Below are 13,303 nucleotides of genomic sequence, written 5' to 3'. Positions count from 1 at the left end.
CCACTTCATCCATTTTTCCCTATATTTTTTTCGGAAGTTCAATAATAAAGGCGGTGCCTTTGCCGACCTCGCTTTTTACTGAGATGGTTCCCTTATGTGCTTCAACGAGATGCTTTACGATTGCAAGCCCCAGCCCTGTTCCGCCGGAGTTCCTGCTTCTGGCTTTATCAACCCGATAAAAACGTTCAAAGATACGCGGAATTTCTGCGGCTTCAATTCCAATCCCCGTATCCCTTATTTCGGTTAAAACTGTGCTGCCTGAATCTGCAGACGAAATATAGACGACCCCTTGATTTGGCGTATAAGAAATTGCATTTGATATGATATTTATAAACACCTGCTTAAGCCGGTGAACATCACCTTCAATATATACAGGTTTATCCACTCTCTTATATTCCAAAACGATTTCCTTTTCCGCTGCTTTTCCTTTCATGATGGCTACCACATCTTCGAGCACATCAGCCAGATCCAGCTGCTGAATGGACAAGCTAAAGCCTTGTTTTTCGATTTTTGACAGATCCAGCAATTCCTGAATAAGAGATTGCAGGCGATCACTTTCCTTTAAAATGATGTTGAGAAAATCATTAAGAGTCTGCTTGTTTTCCATCGCACCATCCAAAAGAGTTTCAGAGAAGCCCTTTATAGAGGTAATAGGTGTTTTCAATTCATGAGAAACGTTCGCTACAAAATCCTTCCTCATCTGCTCAAGCTTCTTCAGTTCTGTAATATCATGAAAAACCAGCAATATCCCTTTCCATTCATCATTCGTGCCGATAATTGGAACTCCATATACTTCAAAATAACGTCTTTCGATATTGACGGGAATAATGAGCTGTTTTTTTACTTTCTGCTCGGTCATAAAAATTTCTTCAACCACTTCGTTAATACCTTTATGTTCTATCACTTCATAATAAAGCTTGTAAAGGTATTCGGAGGGATTGACATTGAAAACCTCTTTATATGGCCGGTTCACTAAATTAATATAGCCTCTGCTGTCAATTAGAATCAAACCGCTTCCCATGTTTTCAATGAGCGCCCCAAGTCTGTCCTGCTGCATTTCCTGGGATTTCACCATTTCCTGAAGATTTCTCGCCAGTACATTGATAGACTTACTCAGCATACCTGTTTCATCTTCCTGATCTTCATATGTTCTTGCCCGATAGTTTCCCTTAGTAAGTTCAATCGCAACCTGTGTTGCTGACTCGATAGGCTTTGTATATCGAGCCATAATTCTTGACCCGAGCAGAATAATCATAAATAAAGACAGCCCAAGACTGACCGCTAAAATCCACCAAATCTGCTGATAGGCCTTTTGGAATTCAGCCAGCTTCGTGCTTAAGAAGATATAGCCTTCCTTCTCGCCATTTATCATGACAGGCTGCCAATAATAGTGCAGATTAAACCCTCCGGCCACTTCCCATCCTGATTCATATGCGGATTTCTTTTTTAATACTTCAAAGATGATTTCCTGGTGCCTGTTTTGCGTTGTCTCATTTTTGATGCTGCTATCCATTAATATTCTGCCCTTGCTATCAGTAGCAGTTACATGCACATCAAGTATGTCACCAAGCTCATTGATTCTCTCAATACTAATGGATCCAATTCCTCCATTGCCCTCAATATAGCTCGCAGCCATTTCAGTCTCTTTTTGAAGACGTGCATCAAATGTATTTAAATAATAGCTTTTAAAAAGCTGGCCTAAAAGAAGGCCTAATGCAATTAAAACAACCAGAATTAATGAAAGCAATGCGAAAAGCAGGCGGGTGCGAAAGGTCGTCATTCTCCTTTAGGCTCCTCCAATTTGTAGCCCAGTCCGCGAATGGTCTTGATATATACAGGTTTTTTTGTGTTTGCTTCGATTTTCTCTCTTAAATGGCTAATATGTACATCAACGATTCTCGTGTCTCCTGCAAAATCATAATTCCAGACTGCACTAAGCAGCTGATCCCTTGTAAGGACACGGCTTTTATTCTTGGCAAGATATAATAGCAATTCAAATTCTTTCGGAGTTAATTCAAGGAGTTCTTCTTCAAAATAAGCTTCGTAATGCTGCGGAAAGATTTTAAGACCGCCAATCCTAAAAGAATCACCATCTTCTGCTTTCTCTTCGGAAGCTTCAGGCACAAATTGTGTTCTCCGCAAGATCGCTTTAACCCTGGCAACCACTTCCCGGGGGCTAAAAGGTTTTGTCATGTAATCATCTGCACCCAGTTCAAGACCAAGCACCTTATCAAACTCATCATCCTTGGCCGTCAGCATTAAAATAGGCGTCACTATTTTCTGCTGTCTAAGCTGTTTGCATACTTCTATTCCATCAAGCTTTGGCAGCATAAGATCAAGTACAATAAGATCCGGCTTTTCAGAAATGGCCAGATCTTTGCCCTCCTGGCCATCCATGGCTGTAATTACTTCATAGCCCGCCTGCTGCAGGTTGTATTGAAGTAAAGTTACGATAGATTGTTCGTCATCTACAACTAGAATTTTCTTATCCATACGATCCTCCGAGTGAATGAATTACCCCTGTTTAAACTTCACTGTTGTTTTTCAGCGATTCTTTATAAAAAGCAGGTATCCCTCCTGCCTATTAAACCCCTTTTGCCACATATCTTTATTATAATATAGTTCATGATTTTTTTCGGGTCAATTGTTGTAAAGGAAGGATTTCATCAAAAAAGATGTGCATATGCTGCACATCTTTTGACTATCAGAAATTATCCAAAGCATTGCCATCCATAGGCTGAGGCTTGTATGGAGGGCATACAAGGAGCTGTCCATTAATAACCGTCTGGTCCTCTTCATTTGTTCCCTGGACCTTAATTTGCACGGTATGATTTGATGTGTTCACTTCTGTTACTTCAAATAAAAATTGAACCGTACCATAATGATAGACAGGCTTCGTGTACTCGATTTCCTGTTTTAATACATGGCTTCCGGGACCCGGCAAATATTTTGATATGGCGGAGTTAATGATGCCATTCAGCATAACACTTGGTACAATTGGTTTTTTATAAGGGGTTTGTGAAGCATAATCATGCTGAATATATAAAGGGTTTGCATCGTTTGTAAGGCCCAGATACAGCAATAGATCCTTATCTTCTATTTTTTCTGTTAGCGTCAATTTTTCGCCCACAGATATTTCTTCTATGGATCTTCCCAGTTTTCTTTTCTTTCCAAGCAGCATAGCTAAGCACCTCCGAGTTTTGTAACCGTTTACATAATTACTGTAAAAAATAGACGGTTTAATATTTTAAATTATTCAGTCTATTTTCTCTATGATATCATCTTATACTATTTCCCAAAAGGGCTTCCAGTAAAAAAAATCCGGGAGAAAGCCCCCCGGAATTTCTTCACATAGATTAGACCATCCTAGTAAGCTAATACTTCCATTACCTTGCGAACTGAATCTGCCGACTTATCGAGGGCAGCTTTTTCTTCACTTGTCAGTTCAAGCTCTATTACTTTTTCGATTCCGTTTGCTCCAAGGATTGCAGGGACACCCAGATAGATTCCTTCGTAGCCATATTCTCCTTCAAGGTAAGCAATGGAAGGCAGTACGCGGCGCTGATCTTTAAGGATAGCTTCACACATTTCCACAAGGGAAGCAGCTGGAGCATAGTAAGCACTTCCATTGCCTAATAAGTTGACGATTTCTCCACCGCCTTTGCGTGTACGCTCAACAATAGCATCCAGACGATCCTTTGAAATTAATGATTCTAAAGGAATGCCGCCAGCATATGAATAGCGGACTAGCGGAACCATGTCATCACCATGTCCGCCAAGTACAAATCCTGTAATGTCTTTAACAGACAAATTCAGTTCCTGCGCGACAAATGTCCGGAAGCGGGCTGTGTCAAGAACACCTGACTGTCCAATTACACGGTTTTTCGGGAAACCTGATTCCTTGAAAACTGTATAAGTCATCGCATCCACTGGATTAGTCAGCACAACAATATAGCTATTTGGAGAATGTTTTGCAATCTCCTGCGCTACACTTTTCATAATCTTCTGGTTCGTTTGAACAAGGTCATCACGGCTCATGCCCGGCTTCCGTGCAATGCCAGCGGTAATAACTACAATGTCAGAGTCTTGTGTATCTTCATAGCTTGAAGTACCGGTGATATTCGAATCGAATCCCTGAACAGGACTTGCTTCAAGCATATCAAGAGCTTTTCCCTTTGTAGGGTTTTCCATTTGCGGAATATCGACCAGCAAGACATCCCCAAGTTCCTTTTGAGCCAGTAAGAATGCAGTTGTTGCTCCAGTAAATCCTCCACCGATTACAGAAATCTTTTTGCGTTTCAATGACATGAGCAGTTCCTCCTTTTGGAAATGAAAGTTTCAGGATTTGCATCCTTTATGTAAGAGGCTGTTTCAAGGAACAGCCTTCCTATATACACAATTTCAGAGAATCGCCAGCTGACCGGCAAAAGAAGTTTTCCTCAGGGAAGCACACAAAATATACTGCATGAATAGTATATTAATCAAAAGCGCCTTTTATTAAAGGCGCTTTTACTTTTTTATTCCATGTTTTTAATTAGTTCGTCGGCAAATTCAGAGCATTTTACTTCAGTTGCTCCATCCATTAGACGCGCAAAGTCATATGTTACGACTTTAGAAGCAATAGATTTCTCCATAGATTTAACGATCATGTTTGCAGCTTCGTTCCATCCAAGGTGCTCAAGCATTAATACACCTGAAAGAATAACAGATGAAGGATTAACCTTATCAAGACCGGCATACTTCGGAGCTGTACCATGTGTTGCTTCAAAGATCGCATGTCCAGTTTCATAGTTAATGTTTGCTCCAGGAGCAATGCCAATTCCGCCTACCTGTGCAGCAAGAGCATCAGAAATATAATCACCATTCAAGTTCATTGTTGCAACAACATCAAACTCTTTTGGACGAGTAAGGATCTGCTGAAGGAAAATATCAGCAATCGCATCTTTAACAATAATTTTGCCGGCTGCTTCTGCATCTGCCTGAGCTTTGTTTGCAGCTTCAACACCCTGCTCATCCTTAATGCGGTCATATTGAGCCCAAGTGAATACTTTTTCTCCGTACTCTCTTTCAGCAAGCTCATAACCCCAGTTCTTAAAGGCACCTTCAGTAAATTTCATGATATTGCCTTTATGTACAAGTGTTAGGGATTTACGGCCTTCTTTGATTGCATACTCGATAGCTGCGCGTACAAGGCGGCTGGTTCCCTCTTCTGAAACAGGCTTAATGCCGATGCCTGAAGTTTCCGGGAAGCGGATCTTATTAACACCCATCTCATCCTTAAGGAATGAAATTAGCTTTTTAACGTCATCAGAGCCTTTTGCGTACTCAATGCCGGCATAAATATCTTCAGTATTTTCACGGAAAATAACCATATCAGTATCCTGAGGGCGTTTGACTGGAGAAGGAACACCTTCAAACCAGCGAACCGGACGCAGGCACACAAACAGGTCAAGCTCCTGGCGAAGCGCAACGTTTAGAGAACGGATTCCGCCGCCAATTGGTGTTGTTAATGGACCTTTAATGGCAATAAGATATTCATTGATCACGTCAAGTGTTTCGGAAGGGAGCCACTCGCCAGTCTGGTTGAAGGCTTTTTCCCCTGCTAACACTTCTTTCCAGACAAGCTTGCGCTCACCTTTATATGCTTTTTCTACAGATGCATCCAATACACGGGAAGCTGCCGCCCAAATATCAGGTCCTGTTCCGTCTCCTTCGATAAAAGGAACGATTGGATTGTTTGGTACGTTTAGTACACCATTAGTAACTGTGATTTTTTCACCTTGCATTGTTATACCCTCCATTTTGAAAAGTGCAAGCATCAGCCTTTTTATTTATATAGTTTTCGGTCGGCGCAATGCTGCATCAGTATATCAGATTCAAAGGTTAGAAGGCATATGCCCCTAACCTTTTCCCTGCTCTCTCTATTACATCAATTTTTTGATAAAAAGTAAAATGCTGAGTAATAATTTTAGTTCTTTTAATCTGTTTTTTCAGCCTATTATAGACCTCTTTGCTCTACTGGCACGTATTTTTGCATTCCCGGGCCTGTATAGTCTGCACGCGGGCGGATCAAACGGTTATTTTCATATTGTTCGAGAATATGAGCCAGCCAGCCAGATACACGGCTAACAGCAAAAATCGGCGTGAACAGGTCATGGTCGATTCCCAGGCTATGGTAAACAGAAGCAGAATAGAAGTCGACATTTGGCGGAAGTTTTTTCTCCCCGGTAACGATCGCTTCAATTTGCGTGGACATTTCGTACCAGTGTGGTTCCCCGGTAAGTTCTGTAAGCTTTTTAGACATTTCTCTTAAGTGCTTGGCACGAGGATCGCCCTGACGGTAAACACGATGGCCAAATCCCATAATTTTCTCTTTCTTTTCAAGCTTTTCACGGATATACGGCTCTACATTTTCAAGAGTGCTGATATCAGTAAGCATCTTCATTACCGCCTCATTGGCACCGCCATGCAATGGTCCTTTCAATGCGCCAATAGCCGCTGTAACTCCTGAATAGATATCTGACAAAGTAGCTACACACACCCGTGCAGTGAACGTGGAGGCATTCAGTTCATGGTCCGCATGAAGAACCAGCGCTTTATTAAATGCTTCAATTGCGATTGGTTCAGGCTCTTCGCCTGTAAGCATGTATAAGAAGTTGGCTGCAAATCCAAGATCTGTTCTAGGAGCAATTGGTTCAAGACCTTTTCTTACTCTTGCAAATGCCGTTACGATAGCAGGCATTTTAGCTTGAAGGCGAATTGCTTTTTTATAGTTCGCTTCTTCATCCATCTGGTCTGCTTCTTCATCATAAAGTCCCAATAGAGACACTGCAGAACGAAGGGCAGCCATTGGATGCACTTTGTCAATTGGATATGTTTTAAAATGGTTCAGAACTTCCTCTGGAAGAGAGTAGTTTGCTGCAAGCTGACTCTTTAACTCATCCAGTTGGGTTTGAGCAGGAAGCTTTCTGTGCCATAAAAGATAAATAACCTCTTCAAAGCTTGCATTTTCAGCCAAATCATCAATATTGTAGCCAGCATAGGTTAATGTATCGTCTATGATGGAGCTGATAGACGAAGTAGTAGCTACTACCCCTTCAAGACCGCGTGTTACTGTCATACCGAATCTCTCCTTTACATAATAAAATTTCCCCATACCCATTTTTGTCTGTACATTAAACATAAGTAAGCCGAACCTGATTTTTCATCTTTCAGAAAAGCTTCCTCGTCATGTCCGCATTCTGCTTTCTCTTTTTGGGACACTATTATAGGGCTGCAGGGCAGCCATTGAAAAGCCGGCTTTATCAGCCGATCTACAGACCAAATTTATGAAAGGTGCAACCTTCATTTGGCGAACTCCCGATATATGGAAGAAATAAACTTTCACTTGGCATGCATTAATCGAGCGGTTGCTCGGTACTCACTTAAAAAAAAAGAAAATGCTTACATTTTTCCAAAAATGAAAAAATAAATATATTAATAACATTTTAATAGAGCTTAACTGAATTTAATAGGTACCGTGAAATAGGTTACGCTTACAAGTCCTATTATAAACAATTATCTGACTTTTGTGAACGAAAAGCACTTAATTTGTTAAAAAATATTATTTTTCAAGAAAAGTTTATTTGCATTATTGCCCAAAGGCAATAAGAAAAGCTGAAGCGCCTTGCCCATCCCCCACACCCCGAGGGGATAGGCGCTCGAGCTAGACAGACATCAAAGTTCACAGTTTTCTTTCTTCTTTTCAAAAAAATCTATCATGAGCACTTTAATCATTCATTTAAAAAGCTCAAAGACTTTCATTGCCATATACGCAATCCCTGCTCCTATCAGAGGACCGACGGCAATGCCTTTAAAAAGGGAGACAGCAAGAATGGTCCCCAGAACAAGAGCAGTTGTAATATGGGGATCTTCAGCCAGCAATACGATGCCGCCTTTTGCCAGGAGCGCAACTGCAATCCCTGAGACTAGAGCAACCCACGCATAAGGAGATTTAAATGCCCCGCCTAAATCCCGGAAGCCGATTTCACCACTGGCTATAGGTGCAAGGACAGCAATGGTAATAATGGTTACACCCCAGTTAATTCCCTTGGACTGCAGAAATGAAAAGGTTTTTGAATCCAGGCCGGCTGTTTTAAGGATAATCAAAACAAAGACAGCAATGATCAGTGATTGATTTTTTGCTATTACACCTATCCCCAGCAATAGAAACAAAAAAATGAGTGATTGGGAAAACATCTGCTAATTCACCTGCCAGCTTTCTATATTATCGTAACATAATTTAATTCAATTTAATAATTTCCGGGTTCTTTGCCGGATATTTTAAAATAGAATAAGTACTAATAGAATATATCTAATTATTTTTAGCTCTAGAAAAAATGATGTATGATATGACTAATAACATTACATAAAGTGAAACTTCAATCAGTGGGGGGGTCCTTATCCCCCACTGATTGTTAGTTGAACCAATCGGGCCTTTACGGGCAGTTTGCCCCCCACTTACCCTCTTTTGGTTCCTCTGAGTCTTAAAGTGGGGGCTTACTGCCCGTTAGACTGCGATAAAGCAAAGCTGCAATGACTTAGTCTGTTCAAATTTAATAAGGAGGCTATTACTTGAACCCGGCATATATCTATCGGACGGTAAGATTTTTCTTTGTCATTGGAGTGGTGATCTTAAGTCTCTATGCTTTCCTATATTTATCCAAAGTGACTTATCCTTTCATTATTGGACTGGCCATTGCCTTTCTAATTAACCCTTTGGTCAATATAATGGAGGTTAAATGGAAATTACCGAGGGCTCTTGCAGTCCTCATTGCACTGATTCTTATCTTTGCCATTTTTGCCGGATTAATCACATTGCTGGTGGCAGAGATCGTATCAGGTGCGGATTATTTAGCAAAAGTAGTACCGCAGCACCTTGATACCTTAATAGGTTTTGTTGAGCAATTCTTTGCAGGGCAAATCATTCCTCTTTATAACCAGCTGGCAAGTTTATTTAATAACTTGGGAACAGGACAGCAGGATACCATTATGACGAATATAGAAAATGTCGGAAAGCAATTCGGATCTACACTGGGAGACTTTATCCAGGCGTTTTTCGAGAAAATCCCTAACATTCTTTCATGGTTTCCCAATGCTGCAACTGTCCTGATCTTCTCGCTGCTTGCCACTTTTTTTATCAGCAAGGATTGGCACAGGCTTTCAGGTATATTCAGCCGCATGCTCCCCAGCCGGGCAAAAAAAAGCGGCAGAACCGTATTTGCCGATCTGCAGAAGGCTTTATTTGGTTTCGTCAAGGCACAGGCTACATTAGTATCTATTACAACGGTTATCATACTTATCGGACTTCTTATTCTGCGTGTCGATTACGCCATCACCATTGCACTTGTGACTGGCCTTGTCGATATTATTCCCTATCTCGGAACAGGGCTGATTTTTGTGCCGTGGATTATATATGAGGCGATCGGCGGAGAAATGAGCAGGGCACTCGGGCTGGGCATTCTTTATATCATTGTTTTGGTCCAGCGCCAGATAATGGAGCCAAAGATTCTTTCATCAAGCATCGGGCTTGATCCTTTAGCTACCCTGATTGCTTTATTTGCCGGTTTTAAGCTGATTGGTTTTTTGGGCCTGATTGCAGGTCCGGTCACTCTTGTACTCCTCACTACTCTTCATAAAGCTGGGGTATTCAGAGATATCTGGCTGTTTATAAAAGGCAGCGAAAAAGCCGATTAGGGTTATAAATTCTGGCACCCCTTAAGCCATGCTATGCTGAGGATTGGATATAGGGCACTTGCCTGACATCTCCCCGCTCAATGGCAATAATTCCACTGAGCGGGACAATATTGCCATCTTCCAGTAAATTAAACCAGCCGCTCCAATGAATCGGAGCGGCTTTTTATATAGCTATTTTTACCTTATTATCGTGATCGTTCCCTTGTTCATCCACTTTTTCAGCCCTATATAAAGCATGTTTTTGAGGACTTTTCTTGCAGAAGGAAGAAGCAAAGTAAAACCTAATGCATCTGTAATGAAACCGGGTGCCAAAAGCAGCGTCCCGCCAATAAGGATGCAGGCCCCTTCAAGAATAGCGTCACCAGGCATTTGCCCGTATCGCAGCTGATCCTGGATTTTTCTGATTGTTTCAATACCCTGCTTTTTAGCAAGATAAGCACCGAGAACACCCGTAAGCAGGATAATCGCAAGTGTAGGCCATAGACCAATTGTATTGCCTGAAAGTAGTAAAACGCCTATTTCAGCTGCTGGAACGATTATCATCAGCAAGAGAATGTAGCGCATTAAGCCACCTCTATTTTGTTTAAGACTTACCATTATTATATCAAACAAGGCACTGAGAATATAACTATTTGTCCGGGAAAATAAAAAAAGGAAGGGAGCCCCTTCCTTTTACAAATTCAAATTATAATACGCTTGCGTGGCCGTTATAAATTACACCGCGCTGAGAGTCAACAGTGATTTCCTGCCCATCCATTAGCAGGCTTGTTGCATTTTCAACCCCTACAATGACAGGTATGCCAATATTAAGGCCAACAACAGCTGCATGGCTTGTAAGCCCGCCTTCTTCTGTAATGAGCGCACTGCATTTCTCAATCGCAGGCACCATTTCACGGTCTGAGCCGATTGTAACCAGAATAGAGCCTTCTGTTACCTTCGCTAATGCTTCCTCTGCATTTCTTGCTACAACGACTTTTCCGAAGGCTGATTTCCGCCCGATTCCTTGTGCCTTAGCAAGAATGTCCCCCACTACATGAATTTTCATTAAGTTGGTGGTACCTGCTTCACCCACAGGAACTCCTGCTGTAATTACAACTAAATCTCCTGAAGCAACAATTCCGCTGTTCAAGCTTTCTTCAACGGCGATATCAAGCATATCGTCTGTTGTAGACGCTTTTTGGCCAATTTGAGGGTATACACCCCAAGTTAAAGATAAACGCCGTGACACATAATCATTAGAAGTAACGGCAACGATTGGTGCTTTAGGACGGTACTTGGAAATCATCCTGGCTGTATGGCCGCTTTCAGTTGGAGTGATAATTGCGTTAACATCCAGGTTTAGAGCTGTATGTGCCACTGATTCTCCGATGGCATCAGTAATGTTATGCTCATTATCTTTGCTGCGATTTGACAAAATTTCTTTATGATCTAATGCAGATTCCGCTCTTGATGCAATGTTGTGCATTGTCTGCACAGCCTCGACAGGATAAGAGCCCGCAGCCGTCTCACCGGATAACATGATCGCATCAGTACCATCAAAAATGGCATTTGCTACATCACTCGCTTCTGCGCGTGTAGGACGCGGGTTGCGCTGCATGGAATCGAGCATTTGAGTTGCAGTAATGACTGGTTTTCCCTGTGCATTGCATTTTTTAATTAATTGCTTTTGTACGAGCGGCACCTCTTCTGCTGGAATTTCAACTCCAAGGTCTCCGCGCGCTACCATAAGCCCGTCAGAAATTTCAAGTATTTCTTCAATATTATCTACACCTTCCTGATTTTCAATCTTAGGAATGATGTTGATATATGATGCATTGTGCTCTTCAAGCAGCTGTCTGATTTCCAAAACATCAGATGCTCTTCGGACAAAAGAAGCCGCAATGAAATCGACGCCCTGTTCAATTCCAAAGATGATGTCCTGCGCATCTTTCTCTGTTATGCCGGGAAGATTCACAGAAACACCTGGAACATTGACGCCTTTTTTATTTTTAAGTGTTCCGCTATTTAAAATTTTTGTGTGGATTTCACTGTTGGCCTTATCAATTTTTGTCACTTCCAGACCAATTAAACCGTCATCAAGCAAAATTTTGCTTCCTGTGTCCACATCTTCAATAAGGCCTGCATATGTAACAGAAAACTTTTCTGCTGTTCCTTCAACCTCGTTCATAGAAATAATAATGTTTTCCCCAGCTTGCAGTTCAATCGCGCCATCCACCATATTATTTGTGCGGATTTCCGGCCCTTTAGTGTCTAAGAGGATTGCTACAGTCTTGCCGGTCTTTGCTGAAGCTTCACGGATATTCTGAATTCGCTGGCCATGCTCCTCGAAATCACCATGGGAAAAATTTAACCGGGCAACATTCATTCCTGCTTCAATAAGCTGTGTTAACTTTTCAACACTCTCACTGGCAGGTCCAATAGTACAAACGATCTTCGTTTTACGCATTATAATTTACCTCCTGAATTAGTGCAGCTAGATTACCGGCACAGGCGGCTTTCGGGAGCCGCGTGCAGGTTTATATGTGGCAAAATTAAATAGACAGCTCTTTCGAGAGTTTGTAGAGATCCAGGTCAAGTGTATGCTCTCTATCCAATATTTCAATTATATCATGGTCAACCAGTTTATTATTTTGAATTCCTACTGCACGTCCGCCTTTTCCTTCAAGAATAAGCTCTACTGCATATGCTCCAAGGCGGCTGGCAAGCACCCGGTCGAATGCAGTTGGGGAACCGCCCCGCTGCATATGGCCAAGCACGGACACACGTGTATCAAAATTTGTTGTTTCTTTGATTTGCTTGGCAAATTCCACGCCGCTGCAGACTCCTTCTGCAACTACAATGATACTGTGTTTTTTGCCGCGTTCATGTCCCTTTTTCAATCTCTCTGCAATTTCATCCATACTATAGCCTGCTTCAGGAATGAGGATTGTCTCCGCACCGCCTGCTAATCCTGCACACAAAGCGATGTCTCCTGCATCTCTTCCCATAACTTCAATGATAAATGTTCTTTCATGGGAAGTAGCTGTATCACGAATTTTATCAATTGCATCAATAACCGTATTTAATGCAGTGTCAAAGCCAATAGTATATTGCGTTCCCGGAATATCGTTATCGATAGTGCCAGGTACGCCAACACAAGGAAATCCATGCTCTGTCAAAGCTTTTGCTCCTCGGTATGATCCATCCCCGCCAATAACGACAAGACCTTCAATTCCGTGCTTGTTCATTTGTTCAATGCCCTTTTGCTGGCCTTCTTTTGTTTTGAACTCTTCGCTTCTTGCTGAATGCAAAACTGTACCGCCGCGATGGATGATATCACCAACCGAACCGAGGTCAAGCTTCTTAATATTTCCTGACATCAAGCCGGAATATCCGCCATAAACACCATACACTTCAATATTATGATAGATCGCTTTACGGACAACTGCACGTACAGCCGCATTCATTCCAGGAGAATCGCCGCCGCTTGTTAAGACTCCTATTTTCTTCACAATAATCACCTCAAATGTAATTTATATCACCATAAGAAAACGCGTTTTCTTGCTGTGCTGTATTTTAACAGCCTATA

General features: G+C 41.8%; 11 protein-coding genes. 1 reads left to right on the top strand and 10 read right to left on the bottom strand.

Annotation, left to right across the window (positions count from 1 at the left end):
• Positions 1-19 precede the first annotated feature (19 nt).
• The 7 genes from pnpS to ACTHRG_RS09425 form a co-directional block, all read right to left on the bottom strand.
• Positions 20-1,780: a two-component system histidine kinase PnpS gene (gene pnpS, locus ACTHRG_RS09455; protein ID WP_076260689.1), complete on the bottom strand. Its 1,761-nt coding sequence runs from the start codon at positions 1,778-1,780 to the stop codon at positions 20-22.
• Positions 1,777-2,493, bottom strand: coding sequence for a response regulator transcription factor (locus ACTHRG_RS09450; RefSeq protein ID WP_076260692.1), 717 nt, complete (start codon positions 2,491-2,493; stop codon positions 1,777-1,779). The genes pnpS and ACTHRG_RS09450 overlap by 4 nt, the downstream gene beginning before the upstream one ends.
• 211 nt (positions 2,494-2,704) lie before the next feature.
• Positions 2,705-3,181, bottom strand: a complete 477-nt coding sequence (locus ACTHRG_RS09445) for a MaoC/PaaZ C-terminal domain-containing protein (protein WP_076260694.1) — start codon at positions 3,179-3,181, stop codon at positions 2,705-2,707.
• A gap of 185 nt (positions 3,182-3,366) precedes the next feature.
• On the bottom strand, positions 3,367-4,308 hold the full coding sequence (gene mdh / locus ACTHRG_RS09440) for a malate dehydrogenase (RefSeq protein WP_440231063.1): 942 nt from the start codon (positions 4,306-4,308) through the stop codon (positions 3,367-3,369).
• A gap of 209 nt (positions 4,309-4,517) precedes the next feature.
• Positions 4,518-5,786: an NADP-dependent isocitrate dehydrogenase gene (icd, locus tag ACTHRG_RS09435; RefSeq protein WP_076260699.1), complete on the bottom strand. Its 1,269-nt coding sequence runs from the start codon at positions 5,784-5,786 to the stop codon at positions 4,518-4,520.
• A gap of 212 nt (positions 5,787-5,998) precedes the next feature.
• Positions 5,999-7,120 (bottom strand): citrate synthase, encoded by a 1,122-nt coding sequence (citZ, locus tag ACTHRG_RS09430; protein WP_076260701.1) that lies wholly within the window; start codon positions 7,118-7,120, stop codon positions 5,999-6,001.
• Positions 7,121-7,776: 656 nt separating this feature from the next.
• Positions 7,777-8,238: a DUF441 domain-containing protein gene (locus tag ACTHRG_RS09425; protein ID WP_076260703.1), complete on the bottom strand. Its 462-nt coding sequence runs from the start codon at positions 8,236-8,238 to the stop codon at positions 7,777-7,779.
• A 375-nt stretch (positions 8,239-8,613) separates the two neighbouring features.
• On the opposite strand from ACTHRG_RS09425, the gene ytvI reads away from it, so the two are divergent.
• Positions 8,614-9,735, top strand: coding sequence for a sporulation integral membrane protein YtvI (gene ytvI / locus ACTHRG_RS09420; RefSeq protein WP_076260705.1), 1,122 nt, complete (start codon positions 8,614-8,616; stop codon positions 9,733-9,735).
• Positions 9,736-9,912: 177 nt separating this feature from the next.
• Here ytvI and ACTHRG_RS09415 read toward each other — a convergent pair whose 3' ends face one another.
• The 3 genes from ACTHRG_RS09415 to pfkA form a co-directional block, all read right to left on the bottom strand.
• Entirely contained in the window at positions 9,913-10,299 is a 387-nt protein-coding gene (locus tag ACTHRG_RS09415) for an FxsA family protein (protein ID WP_076260707.1), read from the bottom strand.
• A gap of 121 nt (positions 10,300-10,420) precedes the next feature.
• Positions 10,421-12,181 carry a pyruvate kinase gene (gene pyk, locus ACTHRG_RS09410; protein WP_076260709.1) on the bottom strand — a complete coding sequence of 587 codons (1,761 nt, stop codon included), beginning with the start codon at positions 12,179-12,181 and terminating at the stop codon, positions 10,421-10,423.
• Positions 12,182-12,266: 85 nt separating this feature from the next.
• Positions 12,267-13,226: a 6-phosphofructokinase gene (gene pfkA, locus ACTHRG_RS09405; protein WP_035330297.1), complete on the bottom strand. Its 960-nt coding sequence runs from the start codon at positions 13,224-13,226 to the stop codon at positions 12,267-12,269.
• Positions 13,227-13,303 lie beyond the last annotated feature (77 nt).

The organism is Cytobacillus sp. SAFR-174, from assembly GCF_051964675.1.
Lineage (GTDB): Bacteria > Bacillota > Bacilli > Bacillales > Cytobacillaceae > Cytobacillus.
This window is presented reverse-complemented; position numbering and strand designations above follow the sequence as displayed.